23 protein-coding genes are annotated in these 21,983 nt (G+C 42.3%); 12 read left to right on the top strand and 11 right to left on the bottom strand.

What is annotated here, in order from left to right:
• Positions 1–9 precede the first annotated feature (9 nt).
• Positions 10–627: a CIA30 family protein gene (locus ACMAZD_RS25265; RefSeq protein ID WP_435249933.1), complete on the bottom strand. Its 618-nt coding sequence runs from the start codon at positions 625–627 to the stop codon at positions 10–12.
• A gap of 25 nt (positions 628–652) precedes the next feature.
• Positions 653–949, bottom strand: coding sequence for a DUF3081 domain-containing protein (locus tag ACMAZD_RS25260; RefSeq protein ID WP_435249932.1), 297 nt, complete (start codon positions 947–949; stop codon positions 653–655).
• Positions 950–1,314: 365 nt separating this feature from the next.
• Here ACMAZD_RS25260 and ACMAZD_RS25255 point away from each other — a divergent pair, with 365 nt between their 5' ends.
• The gene (locus tag ACMAZD_RS25255) at positions 1,315–1,734 is read left to right on the top strand and encodes a VOC family protein (protein ID WP_435249931.1); all 420 of its coding nucleotides are present in this window, start codon (positions 1,315–1,317) and stop codon (positions 1,732–1,734) included.
• A gap of 108 nt (positions 1,735–1,842) precedes the next feature.
• Here ACMAZD_RS25255 and ACMAZD_RS25250 read toward each other — a convergent pair whose 3' ends face one another.
• Positions 1,843–2,742, bottom strand: a complete 900-nt coding sequence (locus tag ACMAZD_RS25250) for a DMT family transporter (protein ID WP_435249930.1) — start codon at positions 2,740–2,742, stop codon at positions 1,843–1,845.
• Positions 2,743–3,126: 384 nt separating this feature from the next.
• Here ACMAZD_RS25250 and ACMAZD_RS25245 point away from each other — a divergent pair, with 384 nt between their 5' ends.
• Entirely contained in the window at positions 3,127–4,527 is a 1,401-nt protein-coding gene (locus ACMAZD_RS25245) for an alpha-amylase family protein (protein WP_435249929.1), read from the top strand.
• Between the two features lie 210 nt (positions 4,528–4,737).
• On the opposite strand, the gene ACMAZD_RS25240 is transcribed toward ACMAZD_RS25245, so the two are convergent.
• On the bottom strand, positions 4,738–5,709 hold the full coding sequence (locus tag ACMAZD_RS25240; protein ID WP_435249928.1) for a LysR family transcriptional regulator: 972 nt from the start codon (positions 5,707–5,709) through the stop codon (positions 4,738–4,740).
• Between the two features lie 100 nt (positions 5,710–5,809).
• On the opposite strand from ACMAZD_RS25240, the gene ACMAZD_RS25235 reads away from it, so the two are divergent.
• From ACMAZD_RS25235 to ACMAZD_RS25210, 6 genes are all read left to right on the top strand, one after another.
• Positions 5,810–7,162: an MATE family efflux transporter gene (locus ACMAZD_RS25235; protein ID WP_435249927.1), complete on the top strand. Its 1,353-nt coding sequence runs from the start codon at positions 5,810–5,812 to the stop codon at positions 7,160–7,162.
• A 201-nt stretch (positions 7,163–7,363) separates the two neighbouring features.
• The gene (locus tag ACMAZD_RS25230) at positions 7,364–7,609 is read left to right on the top strand and encodes a hypothetical protein (RefSeq protein WP_435249926.1); all 246 of its coding nucleotides are present in this window, start codon (positions 7,364–7,366) and stop codon (positions 7,607–7,609) included.
• Positions 7,610–7,833: 224 nt separating this feature from the next.
• Complete coding sequence (locus ACMAZD_RS25225) at positions 7,834–8,862, top strand: IS630 family transposase (protein WP_435247117.1); 1,029 nt, start codon at positions 7,834–7,836, stop codon at positions 8,860–8,862.
• A 178-nt stretch (positions 8,863–9,040) separates the two neighbouring features.
• Positions 9,041–10,045 carry a response regulator gene (locus ACMAZD_RS25220; protein ID WP_435249925.1) on the top strand — a complete coding sequence of 335 codons (1,005 nt, stop codon included), beginning with the start codon at positions 9,041–9,043 and terminating at the stop codon, positions 10,043–10,045.
• Position 10,046: 1 nt separating this feature from the next.
• Positions 10,047–10,484: a PAS domain-containing protein gene (locus tag ACMAZD_RS25215; protein ID WP_102433974.1), complete on the top strand. Its 438-nt coding sequence runs from the start codon at positions 10,047–10,049 to the stop codon at positions 10,482–10,484.
• A gap of 905 nt (positions 10,485–11,389) precedes the next feature.
• Positions 11,390–12,433 (top strand): GMP reductase, encoded by a 1,044-nt coding sequence (locus tag ACMAZD_RS25210; RefSeq protein ID WP_435249924.1) that lies wholly within the window; start codon positions 11,390–11,392, stop codon positions 12,431–12,433.
• A 124-nt stretch (positions 12,434–12,557) separates the two neighbouring features.
• Here ACMAZD_RS25210 and ACMAZD_RS25205 read toward each other — a convergent pair whose 3' ends face one another.
• Positions 12,558–13,589, bottom strand: a complete 1,032-nt coding sequence (locus ACMAZD_RS25205) for a phage integrase (RefSeq protein WP_435249923.1) — start codon at positions 13,587–13,589, stop codon at positions 12,558–12,560.
• Between the two features lie 133 nt (positions 13,590–13,722).
• On the opposite strand from ACMAZD_RS25205, the gene ACMAZD_RS25200 reads away from it, so the two are divergent.
• Entirely contained in the window at positions 13,723–14,103 is a 381-nt protein-coding gene (locus tag ACMAZD_RS25200) for a hypothetical protein (protein WP_435249922.1), read from the top strand.
• A 77-nt stretch (positions 14,104–14,180) separates the two neighbouring features.
• Here the strand turns inward: ACMAZD_RS25200 and ACMAZD_RS25195 are convergent, their stop codons facing one another.
• Together ACMAZD_RS25195 and ACMAZD_RS25190 are read right to left on the bottom strand one after the other, a co-directional pair.
• Positions 14,181–15,440, bottom strand: a complete 1,260-nt coding sequence (locus tag ACMAZD_RS25195; RefSeq protein ID WP_435249921.1) for an LlaJI family restriction endonuclease — start codon at positions 15,438–15,440, stop codon at positions 14,181–14,183.
• 9 nt (positions 15,441–15,449) lie between these two features.
• Positions 15,450–16,874, bottom strand: coding sequence for an AAA family ATPase (locus ACMAZD_RS25190; RefSeq protein WP_435249920.1), 1,425 nt, complete (start codon positions 16,872–16,874; stop codon positions 15,450–15,452).
• An 81-nt stretch (positions 16,875–16,955) separates the two neighbouring features.
• On the opposite strand from ACMAZD_RS25190, the gene dcm reads away from it, so the two are divergent.
• Positions 16,956–18,251 carry a DNA (cytosine-5-)-methyltransferase gene (dcm, locus tag ACMAZD_RS25185; protein WP_435250548.1) on the top strand — a complete coding sequence of 432 codons (1,296 nt, stop codon included), beginning with the start codon at positions 16,956–16,958 and terminating at the stop codon, positions 18,249–18,251.
• Positions 18,252–18,503: 252 nt separating this feature from the next.
• On the opposite strand, the gene ACMAZD_RS25180 is transcribed toward dcm, so the two are convergent.
• Genes ACMAZD_RS25180 through ACMAZD_RS25165 form a run of 4 tightly spaced genes read right to left on the bottom strand, consistent with a single transcriptional unit; the run spans position 18,504 to position 21,014 of the window.
• Complete coding sequence (locus tag ACMAZD_RS25180; RefSeq protein WP_435249919.1) at positions 18,504–19,499, bottom strand: DUF262 domain-containing protein; 996 nt, start codon at positions 19,497–19,499, stop codon at positions 18,504–18,506.
• The gene (locus ACMAZD_RS25175; protein WP_435249918.1) at positions 19,499–20,062 is read right to left on the bottom strand and encodes a hypothetical protein; all 564 of its coding nucleotides are present in this window, start codon (positions 20,060–20,062) and stop codon (positions 19,499–19,501) included. Before ACMAZD_RS25175 ends, ACMAZD_RS25180 begins: the two co-directional genes overlap by 1 nt.
• 35 nt (positions 20,063–20,097) lie before the next feature.
• Positions 20,098–20,388, bottom strand: a complete 291-nt coding sequence (locus ACMAZD_RS25170) for a hypothetical protein (RefSeq protein ID WP_435249917.1) — start codon at positions 20,386–20,388, stop codon at positions 20,098–20,100.
• Positions 20,388–21,014, bottom strand: a complete 627-nt coding sequence (locus ACMAZD_RS25165) for a phage repressor protein CI (RefSeq protein WP_435249916.1) — start codon at positions 21,012–21,014, stop codon at positions 20,388–20,390. Before ACMAZD_RS25165 ends, ACMAZD_RS25170 begins: the two co-directional genes overlap by 1 nt.
• 97 nt (positions 21,015–21,111) lie before the next feature.
• On the opposite strand from ACMAZD_RS25165, the gene ACMAZD_RS25160 reads away from it, so the two are divergent.
• Both ACMAZD_RS25160 and ACMAZD_RS25155 read left to right on the top strand, forming a co-directional pair.
• Complete coding sequence (locus tag ACMAZD_RS25160; protein ID WP_004742462.1) at positions 21,112–21,324, top strand: hypothetical protein; 213 nt, start codon at positions 21,112–21,114, stop codon at positions 21,322–21,324.
• Between the two features lie 113 nt (positions 21,325–21,437).
• Positions 21,438–21,977: a phage regulatory CII family protein gene (locus ACMAZD_RS25155; protein ID WP_435249915.1), complete on the top strand. Its 540-nt coding sequence runs from the start codon at positions 21,438–21,440 to the stop codon at positions 21,975–21,977.
• Positions 21,978–21,983: the final 6 nt, after the last annotated feature.

The following is a 21,983-nucleotide window of genomic DNA, read 5'->3' as shown; positions in this document are numbered from 1 at the left end:
CTCAGAGCCTTACTCGGATTTTTTTGGGGGAGGGGGGGCTTTGAATTGAATCTGAATGAGGTTTAGCTCAAAGGGCAAAGGTTGTTTATCTGCAATCAAAAAGCCGATCTGTTTAATGTCTTGAGCTTCAAGTCTTGGCGCACCACTGAGCGATCGACCTCTGAACACTGCTTGAAAGTCCTTTAGTTGGAAGACTTTCCTGAGTTGCTCGTCTTTGATTGTCTCAAAGCTGTGCTTGTAGTTGGTTCGATGGCCGCCTGTCCAAGTGGTGAACCTCAATTGGTAAGTGCGACCGTCACCTACAAACGTCAGTTCTACGCTGTCCATTTCAGAGCCTAGGGACTCTATAGCGCGGTTGATTGAACTGAAGCCACCGTTATTCTCTAACGATAGCTCGCCCTTAAACTGATTCATACCACCATCATAAACAAGCCCACCGCTCGAGATTCCACCCATCACGTTGTCGTTGGTCGCTGTCCAGTTCTTATGTTCGTTCGCTTGTGTGAAATCAATCATATCTATTCCTGCTACCGCTCCCTGAGACCATAAAAAAGACAAGCTGAATATTACCCAGAAGGGTTGTCTATGCTTAAGCAATGAATGCGTTTTCAAAGCCGTTCTGTTCATGATTTTCTCCGTTAGCCGTTAGCCGTTAGCCGTTAGCCGTTAGCCTGTTCGCGTTTTGTGGAGAAGGTTCAGTCGCGATCATACCCAGACAGTGTTCGATGAATTCAGAATAGTTTGAAGCGTTATCGTACTCAATTTTCAGTGAGCCATGAAACATCAGCGTCACGGTTACATCTTTGTAGCTTAGCCAACAGGTGTAACCATCGTAATCATGCCAAGCCGTCATTTCGCCCACTTGATATTTATTGTCCAGTTGTTCGCCAGTGCTGCGAATGCACTCAAACACTCTGAGAAACTCAATAATGGTGATTCTGTTGTCCATGTGTTGCTCCCACAATCTAGTAGATAAAAACCGCTAAGTACTTATATTCAATTACTTACGACTTAATTCTATGTTCCGATCACAAAAGGTATTTTCAGGACTCTATTCACAACTGTTCCTAGGAGTGATGCTTCCGACAAAACAGCAATTCATGCGACTTTAACATGGCTATGTGGAAAGGATGTATTCCAAAGGCGTCACATTGAATTAGGTCGTCTAAACTTAGGATTTGTATCGCAGAAAATACGACAAATTAGGCTCTAAAAACGTTCTCGAAATAAATGCAAATTAATGCTTTACCTCAACTTAACTTGAGCTACTAGTATGTGCAACGTTGCTTACGAGAATACTTTAAGGAGAGAAGAATGATCCAACTTGAACATGTGAATTTAGTCGTTAAAGACATCCCTGAAATGCTGACTTTCTACACAGCAGCGTTCCCTCATTGGTATGTCCGTGATGAGGGGAAAGGCGAATGGTCAGGCAAGCCACGTAACTGGCTGCATTTTGGTGATGAATACCAATACATCGCACTGAGCGATCACGGTGAGGGTGAAAATAGAGATTTGGCTGGGCACTCTGTTGGCCTTGCGCACTTCGCTTATGTGACCAATAACATTGAGAGCGTCACTCAACGCCTTATTGATGCGGGTTTTCCTATTGCTAAACCTGGCGCTGAAGAACCTTACCGAAAAAACGTCTACTTTGTGGATCCGGCAGGCTTTGAAATCGAGTTCGTTGAATACCTGAGCGATGATCCCAAACTGCGTAATGCTACAAGCTAATTGAGTCTTCTGGTAAACAGTACCAAAAAGGGCATTGTGGAATATTCCGCAATGCCCTTTTTAGATTTATTTAATGTCTGCTGGCTAACTGCTTTTTCGTTCGGTTATCTACTTAGTCTTGAACGGCATTAATAGTTGTTTACCAAACACGTTAATGAGTGCACCAGTGACAATCAGGCCACCGCCTAGATAAGTCCAAACTGATGGTATCTCATCAAAGATCCACACGCCTAACAGTGCCGAGAAAACAATCTGAACATAAGAGTAAGCCGAAGCTTTGCCCGCCGCTTGAGTTTGCATCGCTTTGGTCAAACCGTATTGGCCTATCTGAGTGAAAATACCGACTAACACGAGCATCACGGTAAGGAATAGACTTGGCCATACAAAGTCGTTCCAAATAAGGGCTGTGGAGATCGGTAGCGCAACCAGTGGGAAGTAGAAGATGATGACAGAACTGTCTTCCGTCTGGCTCAGCTTTCGGACAATCACATAAGCAATTGAGCTACCAAACGCTCCAAGTAATGCCACCAGAATACTGAATAACGGCAAATCTCTGCTTACGTTGCTGTTCATACTTGGTTGTACCATCACCAATAAGCCCGCAAGACAAAAGGCAATGCAGATCATGGTCGATTTCTGGACTTGCTCTTTGAGGAATAACACGCCAAGCAAGGCAGTAAATACGGGGTGTACGTATTGTAGAATGGTCGCTTCAGCTAACGGTAACGTGGTTACGGCGTAGTACACACACATCAGCGCTGCGGTACCGACTGCGCCACGAACAAACAACAGAGGTTTGTTATTGCCCCAGATAGAAATACCTTTTCGTTTAACGTCGATGTAGCTGATGATCAAAGACACTAAAGCCCTTGCTGCAACAATTTCAAATACAGGTATGCCGTAATTGCTGATGTATTTCACACAAGCTGACATCAGTGCGAATCCAAAAGCGGAAAGGATCATGAACCGAACCCCTACAGGGATCAGTGAAAAAGAGAAAGAAGGCATAAAAATATCAATTGGTTGAGGGGAAAAGGAATCATAACGTAGTTTAGAAGGGCCGACCAAAGTCTTTGTCCTGTTCTGGTCAACTTGATTCAATTAATTCTCATTTCTCATTTCTCATTTCTCATTTCTCTTTTGGCGCACAATAGATTAAAGCTTAATTTAGCACTCTGTTGTGAGTACGTGACATCTTGTTTGAGCATTTCATTCGTTGCAAATGCCCTTAAACGAGCATCCTATTTTCCTCACATAAGATCGTCTACAGCTCAAATTTATAAAATCAATATCAACAGAAGGTGACGCTAATTCAACTCTGATTTATCCGTCGTTTTAATTGTCTTTCTCGCTCATATCATTCTTGTGAATTTATAATGAGATATATGTTCTATGAAACCAATAAATACCCTACTCATATCCACGCTCGCACTTTGCTCTTTTAGTTCAGCCACTTATGCCGACACCATTCTGCATGCTTTCAATTGGAAGTATTCAGATGTGACGACCAACGCCAATCAAATTGCTCAAGCGGGCTATAAGAAAGTGCTGGTTGCTCCGGCAATGAAATCCAGTGGCAGCCAATGGTGGGCGCGTTACCAACCTCAAGATCTGCGTACCATTGATTCTCCTTTGGGCAATAAACAAGATTTGGCCGCAATGATCACTGCACTCAAAGCTGTGGGCGTCGATGTTTACGCCGATGTGGTGCTGAACCATATGGCGAATGAAAGCTGGAAGCGAAGTGATTTGGATTACCCAGGCACTGAAGTGTTAAACGATTATGCCAGCCGTTCAAGCTACTATGCTGACCAAACTCTGTTTGGCAACTTAGCGCAAGGTTTTGTCTCGGCTAACGATTTCCATGCCGCAGGCTGTATTTCAGATTGGAACGATCCTGGCCATGTTCAATATTGGCGTTTGTGTGGTGTCGCTGGTGATGTGGGGCTTCCAGATCTAGCTCCAAACAACTGGGTAGTGTCACAACAGCGTTTATACCTCGAAGCGTTAAAGGACATGGGCATCAAAGGTTTCCGCATTGATGCAGTGAAACACATGAGTCAGTATCAAATCGACCAAGTGTTTACGTCAGAGATTACAGCGAACATGCATGTGTTTGGTGAGGTGGTCACCAGTGGTGGAGCGGGGAACAGCGGCTATGAGTCGTTCTTAGCGCCATACTTAAACAACACCAATCACTCTGCGTACGATTTCCCGTTGTTTGCATCGATTCGCTCTGCGTTCTCAATGAGCGGCGGTATGAAGCCGCTGCATGATCCAAAAGCGTACGGTCAGGCATTGGATGACAATCGCTCGATCACCTTCGCGATCACGCATGATATTTCAACCAATGACGGCTTCCGTTATCAAATCATGGATCCACAAGATGAGCAGCTCGCTTACGCTTATATCCTTGGTAAAGACGGTGGCACGCCGTTGATCTACAGCGATGATCTTCCTGATTCTGAAGATAAGGATAACGGTCGCTGGGGCAATGTTTGGAATCGTTCGACAATGAAGAACATGTTGAGCTTCCACAACGCGATGCAAGGCAAATCAATGACGATGATTTCGAGCGACCAATGTACTTTGCTGTTCAAGCGTGACAAAGAAGGCGTTGTTGGTATTAACAAGTGTGGCGAAACGCGTGGCGTGACAGTCGATACTTACCAACATGAGTTTAACTGGAATGTTCAATACAAAGACGCATTGAGCAGCGCGACAGAAACCGTGACTTCTCGCTATCATACCTTCAACTTACCACCACGCAGTGCGCGTATGTTTAAGCTTTAGTGTTTGCTCAACAAAGTGAAAAATGGCGGGTAGATAGCATAAGCCGCAGCATGTGCTGCGGCTTATTGTTTTGTAAACGAGTAGTCTAGAGAACGGCGCGTTTTACTAGCCTAATGTTTAGAAAGGCGAACGACTATTCGATAATGCGATTGCTAAACCGTTCAGTCCTGCGCCGATAATCACGACTTTTAGATCTTAGGCACAGATCCCTTAATGATCTTGGATGACACCAGACCAATGATTTTGATGGGATAGGGCTTTCAGTAATTCGATCTCTTTTACAGTCTCTCCTTTAAGCCAATCAATGAGATCGTTGATCACAGGCGAGTAAGTGCGTTGGTGGATGAAATAAGTCCACGCACTGTTCTGGATCTTTGCGTTTTTAGGACAATACAAGAAGCCACGTTGTAGATCCTGTAAAACCAACAGTAAATCCGTCACTGTGACGCCTTCGCCCGACAAACAAGCACTGAGTGCCATATCCAAAGACAAGAAACTGGTATTTCTGACGGGTTTTTTCGGTGGGAACTCGACATCGGCCAGCCATACTTTCCAGTCATGGTGATCTAAGGTCGGGTGAAGCCTTGGCATGGTTAAGATCGAATCGAGGTCGGTATCTTTCTTAGTCAAACCAACAGCATTCGTTAAGCTCGTGGAGCAGACTGGCGCCATAAACTCTTCACGCAAGAAAGTGATGTCAGGCGTGTTGTCGTATCGTTTTTTGAATCGAGTATGGAAGATCAACAAGTCGTACTCGCTGCTGTTTATCGCTTCATCCTCTTCAATCACAGGAACGATAACGATCTCGTAATCAGAGTAACGCTCGTTCAACTCTCGAACCTTGGAGATCAACACTCGCGTAGCAAAACTCAAGGTCGCTTTAATCACAATACGTTTCTGTTTTGGCTCACTCCAAGAGGCGATCACAGATTCGATATTGCCGTAGCTTTCACGCAAAGCCACATACAGATCATGACCTTGTACCGTTAATTCTATGGCTCGATGCTTACGAATGATCAGCGATGCGTTCAGCTCATCTTCAAGCTGTTTGATCTGACGGCTGATTGCACTCTGTGTCACGTTGAGCTCATCGGCAGCCAACGTAAAGCTCATCAGCCTTGCTGCCGCTTCGAAGGCTTTTAAGCCATTATGTGAGGATGGCAAGCTAGGATATGGGGTCATAATTCGTTCGCATGAGTTTTTAGAATGTTAGAGTCGCAAATTTATCAATTGAACGCTAGCCCCATCGATCGTATTTTGGGCGAAATTAACTGAGGCGCTCATGAAAAAAATACTCACTCTTGCATTCCCTTTGATCATTTCACAGCTGATATCCATGGCTTTAGTCCTTACTGATGTTTGGATGATGTCGCGAATCAGCGTGTCAGCGCTTGCGGCTGGTGGCTTAGGTGCCTCTATTTACTTCTTCATCTTCATTATTGCGAGCAGCACGGTAGGGTGTGTCGCGAATCTGATCGCTATTGCTTATGGTCAGCGTGTCGCACGACCAGAGTTTGGTAATACACAAATCAGATTGGCGGTGAAAGGCGCAACTATGCTGGCATTCGTGCTCAGCGTGACCCTAATGGCCAGCTTCTGGTTTGCTCCGTGGGTATTGGAAGCAGCAAAACAGCCGCCAGAAGTGATCACCTTAGCCATGGAATATGTACACGCCTTGAAATGGGTGATGTTGCCTTCGCTTATCTTGTTGGTGCTTCGTGGCTTAACCAGTGCGTTTGGTAATGTTCGCTCAATTCTGGTGATGTCTGTGATCACCGTAATTCTGAACGTGCCTGTGAGCTACTTCCTCACGTTCCAACTCGATATGGGCTTAACAGGCTTGGGTTTAGGTACGGCTATCGCGGCATTTATCGTGATGGTTGGATACACGGTTTGGGTATTCAAGCGTGACGAGTTCAAACATTTCGCCCCTTGGTTAAATACCGAAGAGTATTCAATCAAGTTGATGAGCCCTTTGCTAATGATGGGTTTACCTATCGGCTTGGCGGCGTTACTTGAGCATGGCTTGATATACGGCGGCACCTTAATGGCGGGTACGATCAGTATAGCTTCGTTAGCTCTGCACCAAATACTGTTGCAATGTTTAAGCTTTACTTGGAACTTCAACTTCGGTTTCTCGCAAGCTGCCGCTATTTTGGTTGGTCGCGATTTTGGCGCGGGTGACTATGAAGGAATCAAAAGAACCTCGACTCTAAGCTTTATCTTGGTGTCGGTGTTGAGTGTCGGATTGTCTGCCTTGTTCATCATATGGCCTGATATGATCGCTTCTATCTTCAAGTTAGACGACGGCACTGGCGCAATGACGTCGCTGTTGGCTTCTGTAATTTGGGTCGTTGCTCTTTGCTTTATTGTTGATGCTTGGCAACTACTGGCGATTAACTTGCTAAGAGGGATGAAAATTGTCTCAATGCCAACCGTGATTACAGCCATTGGCTACTGGGCGTTCGGCCTGCCTGCCGCTTGGTATTTGATGCCAAAATTTGAATTAGCAGGGATCTGGGGCGGGATCGGTGTTGGTTTAGGTGTGACAGGTATTCTGCTGCTCATCCAATTGATGCGTGTCATTCAAAAGAACAACCAATCACCAGATTTGTCGAATCATGCTTATACGTGATTTGATTGTGATGTTCGCCTTTACCATGAAACCTTGAACGATAAACGTTGCACTGCTGACAGAGATCTACCAATTACCAACAATGAGGTATAAGCCCTGAATTTGCGTACTTCGTCATTTAGACCTTGGTCTTACAGAAACCGAACGCAAAGGTGACTAGAATGATTTGAGTTGCTCACTGTTTTATCAAGGAATACCTAAATGGAAGTTGGATTGTTCTGGGCTGAAAAAGGAATGCTTGTGCTTGGCGCACTGTTTGTTTTGACGAGCATGATGCAATACGGAAGACGCAGTAGTGATTGGAAGGACGTGATTACTATGTTTTACAAGCGCATCCCAATGAATATTGCCGAATACAAATGGTACCGTTTAGGCATCGCTTTATTGGTGTTTGCTGTGGTGATACGTTTCGCATTACTGATCCTATGGCCGTCATACCAGTTCTAGCTTGTTTGTATTTGCTCTGATGTATAAGACATCTTGTATTCGCTCTCTTGCATTGGATATATAGAAGCGATAAATGCATGGTTAAACCGAGCCTTAGTAAACCGACTTATTAGGGCTTTGATTTAATAAAATAGTATTAATACTCCACAATATTGAGTTGCTGTTATACCCGTGATCATTGAAAATGCTTGATTTTCAATGAAATCAGGATCATGCTACTCACCATGAAAATGGTACTAACTCCTGAGCAAAAACAACAACTCGAACAGATGCACAATACTGAGCGTGATCGTCGAGTATGCGACCGTATAAAAGCTGTCTTGCTAGCTTCCGAAGGTTGGAGCCCGCCTATGATCTCTCAAGCCCTTCGTATCCATGAATCTACAGTTGCTCGTCATCTTAGTGATTATGCTCTATCTGAAAAACTTAAACCTGAGAATGGCGGGAGCCAGAGTCTACTTTCTGATACTCAGACGATGCAGCTCATCGAGCATTTGACTGAGAAAACCTATTTTCATACGCGTCAAATCGTTACTTACGTCGAAGCTGAATTCGGTGTGAGCTACACCGTTTCTGGGATTAATAAGTGGTTACATCACCACGGTTTTGCATACAAAAAGCCCAAAGGTGTACCACATAAACTAAAGCCTGAAGAGCAGCAAGCATTTATCGAGTATTACAACGAGGTACTTAAGCCCAAGGATGCGCCTGTACTTTTCATGGACGCCGTTCATCCAACTCAATCAACAAAACTTAGCTGTGGCTGGATCCGTAAGGGACAGGATAAGCTAATTGAAACGACAGGTAGCCGCACTCGAGTGAATCTAATCGGTGCTCTGTCATTGAAAAACATCAGCGCAACGATCACAGATACTTATGAAACGATAGATAGCGAGAGTATTGTTCGCTTCTTTTGGAAACTCAAGAAAGAGCATTATCCACTAGAGCAAACCGTGCATATTGTGCTTGATGGTGCAGCCTACCATCGGTCAGAAATGGTTAGGAATGCGGCAAAAGTACTCAATATAGAGCTTCATTACTTACCCTCATACAGCCCAAACTTAAATCCAATAGAGCGGCTTTGGAAAGTAATGAATGAGCATGTGAGGAACAATGTCTATTTTCCCTCCAAAACAGCATTCACCTCTGCTATCAAAAAGTTTTTCGATGTGACGTTACCAGAAGTTGCAGGCTCACTTGTATCCAGAATTACAGATAATTTTCAGGTACTGATACCTGCATCTTCAAGTTGAAAGGGTATATCTTTGTAGCATATTGTTTTTCATAAAGAATAATGCGAGATAATAGTTTACCTGCTTGTTCCATCATTCTTACTAATAATCTACATATAAATCCATTCACCCCGTACCTGATACCATAATGTTCTGTTACACTCGTCCGAATTAGCTTTAATTTGTCGGTGGTGCATTTATGTCGTTCCCAGTTCTTATATGTGATGATTCTGCGTTAGCAAGGAAGCAGATGGCGCGCTCACTGCCTGCTTCTCTTAATGCGGATATAACCTTTGCTGTCCATGGGCTAGATGCGCTTGAAAAGCTAGCACAACAGAAGTTCCAATTGATGTTCCTCGACCTCACTATGCCTGAGTTAGATGGTTATGGCACTTTGGAAGAGATGAAGCGACTGGGCGACCCAACGCCTGTGGTTGTCGTTTCTGGTGATATCCAGCCAAAAGCTCAACAGAAAGTCATGGAGCTTGGGGCGAAAGCCTTTCTGCAAAAGCCGATTGATAAAGAAGCGCTAAAAACGATTTTACGTGAGCATGTCGAGCCACCAAAACAGCCTCAACTCGTTATTCCTAGTCCATTAGAGCTGCCGGTTCTGCGCAGACGCGATATCTACATGGAAGTGGCGAATGTAGCGATAGGCCGTGCAGCTGATGCACTGGCTCGTCATTTTAATGTATTTGTCCACTTACCACTTCCGAACGTTAACATCTTCGAAGTCAGTGAATTACATATGGCACTTCGTGACCTAGCAGACAACGACCAAGTGTCGGGTGTTTGCCAAGGCTTTAGCGGAGAAGGCATTGCGGGTGAGGCGTTAGTCTTGCTGAGTGATTCCAGCGTGAGCGATCTTAAAAAGCTCATGAAAGTGCCAACCGAAAGCGAACAGCTCGAAGAGTTAGAACTGCTGATGGATGTATCGAATATCCTTGTTGGCTCGTTCTTGAATGGGTTAGGGGAACAATCAGAAGTTCGTTTCTTCCAAAGCTCCCCTGTTCTGCTTGGGCAACACATCTCGATTGATTCTGTCATTGAAAACACCAGTGGCTCGTTCAAAAAGACCATGACGTTCGAAGTTAGCTACAACATTGATGGCACTTCCATCCGTTGTGATCTTCTATTTATGTTCGTTGATGAGTCTCTCCCTCTTCTAGATAACAAATTGGCCTACCTAATGGAGGAGTTTTAATATGTTGAATCTTCCTGCTGAATTTGAACAGTTCCACTGGATGGTGGACATGGTTCAAAACGTCGATATGGGGCTGGTGGTCATTAACCGTGACTTTCAAGTACAAGTTTGGAATGGCTTCATGACGCACCATAGCGGTAAGCAATCGCATGATGCTATCGGTAAGTCTATCTTTGAACTGTTCCCTGAAATCCCTGAAGAGTGGTTTAGGCTGAAAACTAAGCCAGTCTACGATCTAGGCTGTCGCAGCTTCATTACGTGGCAACAAAGGCCTTATCTGTTTAAGTGCCGCAATGTTCGCCCTGTAACTCAACAAGCTGATTTCATGTACCAGAACGTGACGCTGAACCCGATGCGTTCACCAACAGGCCAAGTGACCTCGCTGTTTTTGTCTATTCAAGATGCGACTGCAGAAGCGTTAATGTCGAATAAGGGCTAGAACCTGTCTTTATTCGATGACTCCATAGCACTAGCTTAGAAACAACAGTCCAAACATCAAATAGAAATGGCTAAGGTGAATCACCTTAGCCATTTTTTTGCTTTCTATTCTTCAGCTCTATTTTTCAGACTTTGAGCCTGCTTTCTATTCTTAGGTTTTTTAGCCTACTCACTTTTTATGTCTCATATTCACGCCGTTTTTCAAGTCAGCCAATCCACTATGTTCGAGCCTTTTTACTGAATAACCCCGATTGAATGAACAACTCAGATATAAAGCAGCGTGTTTTGAATGCGATCAGTTTATAAAGTTGAGTCTTGAGTAGGGGATTTGATGGAGTGTGAGCTTTGGATTATCGAAACTAAGCGAATCTCGACCTCTAAATTAACCCCATGGCACAGCGCTTTTTCAAATCGAGGCGAACTGACAAGGTGATGAGATTGCCGGGTTTGGTCGAAAACAAAGAAAATTTGGGAAAAAATCGAATTTATTTAAGAAAAAAGACATTTTTTTGTTGGAGAAAAGTGTGATTTTTATGTGATTTAGAGTCACTTTCTTCACATTATTGCTTAATGAGGGGGATATTGAGCGAAATATGGAGGAAAACGATTGCGCAACAAACCGACAGCGTTTGCGTGAATAGTTCGCTAAGTTATTAATTAGTAAGAATTTAGTAGGAAAGTAAAGCTGAGGGGGCTGTAGCAGATATGGAATCTTTGAGAGGATAGCATAAAAAAAAGTGAAATATCAGACTTGCTGTTAGTAAATCACAACCTATAATGCTGAAAACCGGAGCGTCTGCCAACGCTCCGGTTTTTTTGTGTCCGAAGAAAAGTAAACTCGTCTGCCAACGGTTTTACTACGCATTTCGCGAGAGACACATAATTTTATGAATCAAGGAAAACACCATGCGTATCGAACAAGAACTTAAGTTAGGTTTCAAAGATGTACTCTTCCGTCCGAAGCGTTCTACCCTTAAAAGCCGTTCTCAAGTTGAATTAACCCGCGATTTTACATTCAAGCATAGCGGTCGTCAATGGTCTGGTACTCCAGTAATTGCAGCGAACATGGATTCGGTAGCAAGCTTTGAAATGGCAGCCGCTCTAGCTGAGCACGGTGTTATGACTGCAGTACACAAGCACTACACAGTAGAGCGGTGGGCTGAGTTTGCTAAAACAGCAGACAAGAAAACTCTGAACAACGTTTTTGTATCAACGGGTACTTCTGAAGCTGAGTTCGAGAAAGTTAAGAAGATCATGGCGCTTAGCGAAGAGTTCGTATTCATCTGTATCGATATCGCTAACGGCTACTCAGAGCACCTTGTTGAGTTCGTACAGAAAGTACGTGCTGAATTCCCGACTAAAGTTATCTCTGCAGGTAACGTTGTAACAGGTGACATGGTTGAAGAGCTAATCCTAGCTGGCGCAGACATCGTTAAGGTTGGTATCGGCCCTGGTTCTGTTTGTACTACACGTGTTAAAACAGGCGTAGGTTACCCTCAACTTTCTGCAATCATCGAGTGTGGCGACGCAGCACACGGCCTTGGCGGCATGATCATCGGTGACGGTGGTTGTTCATGTGCGGGTGACGTATCTAAAGCGTTCGGCGGCGGTGCTGACTTCGTAATGCTAGGCGGCATGCTAGCAGGTCACTCTGAGTCAGGCGGTGAAGTAGTAGAACAAGACGGTAAGCAATACATGAAATTTTACGGCATGTCTTCACAGTCGGCTATGGACAAGCACTCAGGTGGTGTTGCTAAGTACCGTGCTGCGGAAGGTAAAACTGTTTTACTTCCATACCGTGGTTCAGTTCACAACACAATTTCTGACATCCTTGGTGGTGTACGTTCAACTTGTACATACGTAGGCGCAGCAAAGCTTAAAGAGCTAACTAAGCGTACGACTTTCATCCGTGTACAAGAACAAGAGAACAACGTATTCGGTAAAGAGTAATGTTTAAAACACTTGTTTAAGATTTTAAGAATTGAGCCACTTTAAAGTGGCTCTTTTTTTACCTGAAATTTGGCAAGTGGCGACAAAGTGGCGACAGCCGAGCAAAAAATTTTGTGGCGACAGGTTAAAGGTTAGAAAGAGGGTTATGGATAATTGCTTCAGATAGATGATCAGGTGCGAAGTGGGCATAGCGCATTGTCATGCTGATATCGGCGTGGCCTAGAATATCCCTTAGCACTAAAATATTGCCGCCATTCATCATGAAATGACTTGCGAACGAATGACGCAAAACATGGGAGGCTTGCCCTGAGGGCAGGGTGATGCCAAGTTTATTCTTCAATATGTAGCAGAAAGGTGTATAGCACTCTTCAAATAGCTTCCCTGAGGTTGGTTTGTATATCTCGTTATAAAGCTCTTCAGAGATGGGTACAGAGCGATTCTTCTTAGTCTTGGTATTGGTGAAGGTAACTTTATATTTGCTTAACTGAGAGCCTTTCATCTGAGCTGCTTCATTCCAGCGAGCCCCTGTGGCGAGACATAGCTTCACTATTTTCTGCATATCTGTTCGGTTGTGTTTAGACACGTGTTCAAGCAAGAAAATAATGTGCTCTTTATGAAGAAAAGACATGGTACGTTCGTGATCTTTAAATGGCTTCACTTCTTCCAATGGGTTCGGTCCTTTCCACTCCCCAAGTTCTTTTAACTTGCTGAACATTGCTTTAAATCGAGCGAGTTCTGAATTTAGCGTTGCGATACTAGGTGCCCCTTTTTGCCAGCGAGCATCAACAAAGCTAATTTGCCCACTCATTCGGTTACTTCTAAATTCAGAGTATGTTTTTGCAACGAAAGCGGTCGCTACAGGGTTGCCCATCGCGTTAGCCATTCTTAGAAACTTACTATGAATGACACTGCCTTTAGTAAGGGTTGCACCATAGTGGGAGTACCAAAGTTTAATAAGTTGAGAAAGCCTGCGATTATCCGGCTTGTCTCCCATCCAGGGTTTATCGTCAATCTCCTTCATCGTGTGAAGCTCAAAGGCTTTAGCTTCGCCTTTTGTAGCAAACTTCTTACGAACGCGTTTTCCTGCTCGCCCATTTGGGTAGCATTCGCAGATCCAAGGTTTGGTCGAGCCATCTTTCAAATTGCGTACTGACATAATTAAGCCTAAAATAACTGTATATAAAAACAGTATAATTCGAGCTAAAACGTAGAACAATGTTTTATATCGGACAAAAAGCACAGGTTAGACACCTTTCTCAAAGTGCTAAGAAAGTTAATAGGTTTTTGCTATGTATCATTCAATTCATGTGACTGCTGGTTACAGTCATTTCAAAATCAACAGTGATGGTCCAATTGGGGTAAGTAAGAAGAACCAAGGGGGGATTGATGCGCTTTTGAAACTAGGTAATCGCTTTACGGCGCCATTTGGCGGGTTTATAGAAGCAGAGAACGTAGTGGGTTTGAAGTGGGTGAAACTGGTCGATATTAAGTATCTGTGCACCGATGAGGAAGCCGAAACTGTCGAATACGTGATACAAAAAGACCACTATGTAGTGGGGACGTATCAAGATCGGAAGTTGTATATTTTATTGTTTGGCGGACAGCCAAAGCACCATCAGATCAAAGGCATTGAAGAAGATGGGAAAAATAATGTGTTTGGGTTGTTTTGAACTGTAGCTTTGAGTGTCGTCTCATAAGAATAAAGCCTAGTTTATTACTAGGCTTTATATGGGTAGTTTGATGATTTTTAAAACAAATTTTCACTGAGTTGAGTGAGCTTTTTGCCTTTGATGTAGTGCTGAATTACTTGTCTTGGGCAAACATATAAGCATTTGATAGCTGGGTATTCAGTGTCTTCAAGATCGCCAGTTTGTCTATTTTTCATATGTGCGCTCGTTATTACTCCACTTTCACCAGGGAAAATAAAAGCATTACTTACTTGCGCTGAATCGCTATAAACACCTAATGCTTTAGCATAAAAAAACTGTTTCACTAGATCGGGCCAACCAGGTGCACTCTTGGTACTTTTTCTTGTTTCGTAGTACTTTGCATCCGCAACCGCGAATTGGTCTGTATTTGGTCTTCGTAGTACTATGTCAGTTCTTTGTCCTTTCGATGGTGCTTCAACTATGCTTCCGTCATTTAACTTATAAGCTGGAATTGGTAGTTCACTGTTAACTTTGACTGTCCAGCTCAAAGTCTCATTGAGCATTGCCTCCCACATGCCATGAAAATGCTTCATCCCCATAACAAAGTTGTTGTTATCTTTTCCTCTAATCTCTTCAAGCAACACGATTAAATGGTTAATAAGCTCTATATCTCGTGTGGCGTAATGTGAATGACGTTGAGCTTTCAAATGTGCAATTTGAGCCTGTGTTTTTCCTGATGGCTTAGGAACTGATTGAAGTGAACTTGAGATATGTGATTTTTTTTGGGAAATAAGCCAACTGAACTGGTCGTCGAGCTTTCCGATGACATCAGCGTGTATTCTAGATATTTCATCACCAATAAATCTGTAACTCAATTCACTATCTATGTCTAAGTATATGGGACCATTACTACTCAAGAATGCTGTTCGTCGGCTGATGGTTTTTTTCCAGTCAGCTTTACCACTATTCACAACCTTTCTTTGTTTACGTTTACAAAATAGCCCGTTAATTCGAAAGTCGTTTAATAGCCATATGACAGCGCTAAGCCGATTTAGACCAGAGAAGTCGCTGCCTTCATCATTGGCGTTAACTTGGTTATTCTTCGTTGTTGAATATCGGTGAACAGCAGCCATCATTTCTGATGCGAGCAAAATCTTTTCTTCTCGGTCGGCTAAAGCAATGGAAGTTGCTCTGGGTAAAAAAGCGTATAGCTTTCCATCTGAATAGATTAATCCACAGAAAGAAACATTCTTTCCACCTACAGTAACCAATCCTCTTTCTTTTAACTCAATTTGCAATTCTTTGCTGAGAGTTCTAAGCGGATCTCTATCGTTATGTAGAGCTAAGCATAACTTCATAGGTCGCCTTTATGCTTGTTCTTCGTTTGCTATGGTAAGTCTATACAACTTATCGGAAATACTGTCTCTAAGAACGTTGTTCTCAGCATCATAAGCTTTGATTAGCTGACCATATGTCGTGAGCTCAACTTCGCCTTGATCATCAGCGATATATTCAGCAAAGACAGCTCCGCGCTGGCCGTGACGTAGAACGTCATCCCACAGATACATAAATAGTTTTCCTTTGAGAGCATTGGCGCCGTTCTCATTCAGTTCCGAATCATCGAGGAAGCGGTGGCCTAATAACTTGTCTTCAGGAATATGGTCTTCTGCTAAAGCTTCATTAATGGTTTTAGCAAAATCTCTCCATTTGACGAGTTTGATTACTACGTCACCTGTTGGAGTCTCAAGTGGTAGAGGCAAAGTGCCGTTAGCAGCATTATCGTAATCTAGTGGGAGGTATTCAAATAACCATCTGCGCTTAAAAGCTGTATCTAATGGCATTACTGCTTGGTCACTGCTGTTCATTGTAGCCAGAAGCGTCAGGTTCGAAGGAATGTAGAGCTTACCATTTGAGAAAAAGTTATCTGTTTGATTATTTAAATAGTTAAACCAATCAGGATCTGAAATGTCGATTGGGTATTTACTTTCTTTGGTAACCGTACGGTCGAGTAGTTGAAAAATTTCTCCGAATGCTGCCGCTGCCGCTGCTCGGTTAATTTCTTCAATGATAAGAGTGCATTCTTCACTAGGGTTTTTTACCGCATGGATAATAGCATTAGTAAAACTACCTGGTCTGAAGTCATAGCTAATGTCACCATTAATCATCGCAGGCTTTAAACTACCAATAAAGTCACTGTACTGTGTGTCGGGGTGAAAAACGGTTCTAATAGTATGAGCGTCATTTGTTTCATTGTCTATTCGATAGCTTTTTCCTGTTCCAGGAGCACCATAATAAATCTTGTTGACGCCAGTTTTAACACGGTCGCTTTCCTCTAGGGTGTTTGTTCCCATTGCTGCTAAATACGCATTATTATCAGGCAGTTGAGACTCTAGATATGAGATAGACGTTTCTAAGTTATGCTGGCTAAGAGGAATTACTTTTTCAATGTAGGACTCTTCTAAGTTATTCGCCACTGTGATGATTTTGCTTAGCACAGTAAATAATGGAAGGGTCTGAACTGTCGACATAGCGATTGAAACGTCATCGGTTAAGTAACTAGGAAATAGGTCACGCCAATCACGCTCAACATAGTGCGTATACGGTTCAAAAGAAGTAAGGTTATCTCGAATATCTTTCAAAGCTTGAATTGCTTGTTTTAGAGTGATCGAAAAATACTTTGTGCCTCTCGCACCTGTATTAGAAAACTTAAACGACGGCGCTACTTCTTCATAGGAAAGGCTCATAGAGCTCTCTAGCGACGAACATTGCTCTACAAATTCATTTATTCTCATTTTAAGCCTGCTTTTAATTTGCCTGTCCATATACACAGTGTTATTATTGCCCGGACTAAAACCGGATAAGTTGTGTATTTAATGACTGTTGTGACTGAATCGAAAGCTGAATATATCAAAAAAACGCGTGAAAACCTTGGCTTAGGGCGAACAGAGTTCGCAAATTTGCTAGGAATGAACTCTACAGGCGAAAGAACCATCAGAGGTTGGGAAGAAGGCGAACATCATCCGTCTCCACTAAAACTAAAATCTATTTCACAATTGGAAGAGACATTACGTGAGAGTTATGAGAATGCGCCGTTTCGCCATGATGAAAACATTCCAACTAAATTTGAGTTTATAGATTTATTTGCGGGTATCGGTGGCATTCGTCTACCTTTTCAAAACCTTGGTGGTAAGTGTGTATTTACTTCTGAGTGGGATAAGTTTGCCCAAAAGACATATCTTGCCAATTACGGTGAAATGCCTAATGGGGACATAACTCAGATTCCTTCGAAAAATATCCCGCCCCATGATGTGTTACTTGGTGGCTTTCCTTGCCAAGCATTCTCTCAAGCTGGCTTGAGGCAGGGTTTCAGTGATACTCGCGGTACAATGTTTTTCGAGATTCAGCGTATTTTAGCTGAAAAACGACCAAAAGCTTTTCTACTTGAAAACGTTAAGCAGCTTCAAGGGCATAATAAAGGCGAAACGTTAAAAACGATCCTTTCAATCCTCCGAGGAGAATTCGAGCAAGAGATCCCTGAAGATGTCCCTATGAGTGAAGATGCTCGTAATGCATTGTCTCAAAATCTGAATTATTGTGTTGATGTTAAAGTACTTCGAGCAGGTGACTTTGGTATTCCTCAAAACCGTGAACGTGTATTCATTATTGGTTTCGATAGAGATCACTATGGTTTAGAGCAATCGGTTAAACTTGAAGATATCTTCAATTGGCCAGTAGGCAGCAAGGAAAAAACTAGAGTAGGTGATATTCTTTTGAAGCCAGAAGAGTTTACAGCTCTTGAAGATAAGTACACCATTTCAGACAAGCTTTGGGCTGGTCATAAAAAGCGTAAGGAAGGCCATAAAACTAAAGGTAATGGTTTTGGTTACTCTCTGTTTAAGGCCGAAGATGCTTACACTAACACCATTAGTGCTAGATATTATAAAGATGGCTCTGAAATTTTGATTGATCAAGGTGAGGGTGAAAACCCTAGGAAGTTAACACCAAGAGAATGTGCAAATTTACAAGGCTTCCCTAAGGGTTTTATTGTTGATGCTGTATCACATGGGCAAATCTATAAACAGTTTGGCAACTCTGTTTGTATGACTGTTATTGAAGCATTAGCTGAAGAAATCACTAAGACGATGGCGAATAACGTATCGACGAAGTAGGGTTGACTAGACACAAAAAAAGCCACGTTAGTGGCTTTTTTATTGAGCAACCTAAGTTGCTCTTCTTTAATTTGGCTCAAGGACTATAGCATTGGCAGAATATTTTTGCCATGGTTCAAAGGGCCAAATTGACAGTGAGTGGGAGATACTCGCCTTGATTGAAGGTTATTTACGCATAGATTTTCAACTTCAATGAAGCTCAGATCTAGTTTCGGATTCTAACTAGCAGACTTATAGGTTTTAAACGCATTACTAGACACTGCTTATCTCTAATACCCGTCTCAATATCTGTGCTCTGGTGTTTCTATTTGTCCGACTTGTTGTTCCTTGCAAGCTTGCTAAATAATAATCTTTAACAAAACCCTCTCTCGGCTCTGAATCAACGTAAGAATAAAATTCCTTAAGTTTTTTTGAAACAGAATATGGGTCAATGGTTAAGTTGGAAATATTGATAGCTCTGTCTATTTCTATAAAAACAGTGAAGAAATCGGCTTTTTTCCATACCCTAGATTCATTAGAAAATTCACATTTTTCTATGAAATCAAAAACTGTATTAATTCTTTGTTCTAATTCGTGCTCTCTACCAAACTCATCATTATAAATGATTAGGAATTCTTCTATTTTTTCATCTCTATTGAAATAGCCTCCCATGACAGTAATCAACAACTCTAAGGTGTATCTCAAGTCATTCATTCTTCTTATGTCGGAAGAGCTAAAAATATGATGCTTTTCAAAAAATGTGTTTTCAGCGATTTTTTGAGCAAACCTTTTTAGCACGCCATCATAACGAGCGTGGTTTATTTCCATTGCGTTTAATGCGTATTTAGTGGAATTAATCCTAGTGAAAATTTCTCTAATAGTATTAAAATCGCTCGTTTTAAGCATTCTGACGACTATTTGGTGATTTAAAAAATCTTTCTTATCATCCATTGAAAGCTCAGAAAAAGCGGGAGTTTCTTTTGATAGCTTTAAGTCACTATTGTTCGTTACATATTCAAATAAAGTAGTGAGTCTCTGCTGTCCATCAACTAACATTTCAGCCCTTTCACCTGTATATGTATCAAGTTGAACTTCTGTTAAGAAGATTTCAGGCAAAGGATACTTGTTTAAAACGGAATCAATAAAAGCACTTTTATGTTGGTTAGACCAGACTAATTTTCTTTGGAATTCTGGACGTGGTGAAATAATGTCATCTCTAATTTCCTGCATTAGCTGCTGAATAGTTCTTGTTTGCGTGTACGATTCCATTAAAACGCCTCCGCTTGCTTACACTTGTTGATACAAAGTGATTGATATTTATCTAAAAAACTCATTTCTCGATATAAACCAGCGTTAATGCTTTGAACTCCAAATCGCTGAGAGTTAGATAGTTCAGTGAAGTATTCCCACCAATCATTTGAAAACTTAAATTTATTTGAAGGAGGTAGTTTATCTGGCCTTATCCAGCCGTCAAAAAAGTGATGCTTGAAATCATTTTGTTTAGGCCAATATTTTCGGGTGTTTTTATAATCCACTACAGAGTGCCAGACTTTATCAAATAATACGGGTGAGATGATAGCGATGTCTAAATCAGAAGAATCGCCAAAAATTTTATACCTTTTATCCGGAGCTAAGCTAAAACCCACTTTAGCTGAACCCACTAATATCACTTCATTTGGGTGTATTCCAAAATGCGTTGCTATTTCACTCTTAAGTTCAAAGTGAGCCTCATTGGTTAGGATTTCACTTTCGGCAACGGTAATATATTTTTGGACTAAATGAGTCGTATCTAAATTTAAATCAGCTTTAAATCTAGCTATTTTTTCTTCCATATTGAACTGTTTCCAATGGTTTGAGGAGACTAGAACTATTTACCTAGTATCTTGTCTTCATACTTTACGACATGTATTGAACTGTCCTTGAGAATCCAAACGCCACTAGGTGAATCTTCAACTGACTTCATTATGTTGTTTTTCCTAAGCTGAGTAGCAGCCCAACGCATGTAATATTGCCACGTATAGAAGAGATCCCCCGACTTACGGAGTTCTTTTTCATGAGTATGCCAAATGTACTGAGCGACTTCGATTAGTCGAGCTTCACCGCCATGATGTTTAATTGCATTGCACACCCATAAACGTAAATCATGCTTGTCGGCCATCACTTCTTCTCCATCACCAACGCAACTCTACCCACAACTCTCACTTCATCTTCTTCAACTGTTAGAGTCGAGCCGTTAAAGCTGATGGCTAGTTTCTTACCTGGTAAACGCTGAATGTCGTTTAAGGACAGTAGGCCGTCCATATCCACGAGGTAAGTGCCGCTTACTGCTTGGTGAACTTCTTTATCGACAATGAATGTAGTCCCATCGTGCTCGATGCCCATTACATTCAGAACTCCAAGTTTGTCTAAGTAGCTCTTATCAAAAGCTAGCGTTTCATTTCCCACAAGCTTTCCATTAACCAGAGTGAAGTAATCGACATCAAAAAGTGTCTTAGCTTCATTTTTTTTAGACGTATGCTCTTGGACTACTTGATCAGGGAAAGCTTCGCCTTCTCCTAAAGCTAGATATTTGATTGATGCGCCAGTCTTCAAATGAAGTCTCAAAATCACTTCGAAGGGAGTTAACTCTCGCTGGTGCCACGTAGATATCGTTCCTTTTGAAATGCCAAGTGCGTCTCCAAGGGACTTGAAGTCTCTCGTTTTCGTGACTTCCTTCATCCTTTCTGTAACTTCTCGACCGCCAATGTATTCAAAAGGTGGTATTTGCTCTTGTAATTCACTCATAAGAAGACTATATTTTCACTCAAATGATGACTGGACAGTGCGGGGTGCGACCCTATTGTCCGAAATGAAACACTCAATAACATAACAGGATATCACTATGCTCTCATATCAAGTAGTCCTAAATACGCCTTTCATGACGTATGACCAATACTCTCAGTTCTCTGGAATGCCTAAGCGCACCATCATGGATTGGGTAGCAGATGGCCGCTTACCTATTAAAACTAAAGCAAAAGGTAAAGAAACTCCTCTCATCAATATGATCGCCTTAGTAGAAATGGCGACTCGTGAAGCTATGGAAAAGTTGGGGTAGGCCGTCATGCGTTTATCTTCCCTAATTCCAACCAAGAGTATTGCCCCTTATGGCTCAATGTTCTTGGTTGGGGCTTCGTTTTCGTCCCGTTTGTCTTCAATTGAGTATTGGTTATGAACGAAATTGACTCAATGTGCGAATTCCGTGGCTCTAAACAAAAGGCATTTAACGAAGCGTGTTGTGCATTTGCGAACTCGGAGAACATGACCAAGTTAGCAAAGGCCGTGGATATGAATGCCACAATGCTGCGTAACAAGCTCAACCCAGAGCAGCCGCACATCCTTACCAGTGTAGAACTTGTGATGATCACCAAGGCGAGTGGCAACTTCACCATCCTTAATAGCCTTTTGCTTGGCCTCGGTGTGGTGACCGCACAAATCCCCAATGATGCGAGTGAAGAAACTTTCATTAAACGCGCATTAGAAAACGCAATGCACTCTGGTGACTTGTCTCGTATGGCTTTAGAGCATGCGGGAAAGGATCGCCTTAGCCGCACGAACAAACACATCATTATCCAAAAAGCACAAGCTGGCATTAGTAACCTTGTGCTTCTTATCAACGATATAGAAAGCCGCACAAAAGGCGTTTCCCCATTCTTAGCTATGAGTGTGGATTTGGTCGCCAATGGTTCAGCTATTCCCGGCTTAAGTTAGAGGAAA

The organism is Vibrio sp. nBUS_14, assembly GCF_051201655.1.
GTDB lineage: Bacteria > Pseudomonadota > Gammaproteobacteria > Enterobacterales > Vibrionaceae > Vibrio.
The sequence above is the reverse complement of the archived record's forward strand: the minus strand, read 5'-3'. Positions and strand labels throughout refer to the sequence as shown.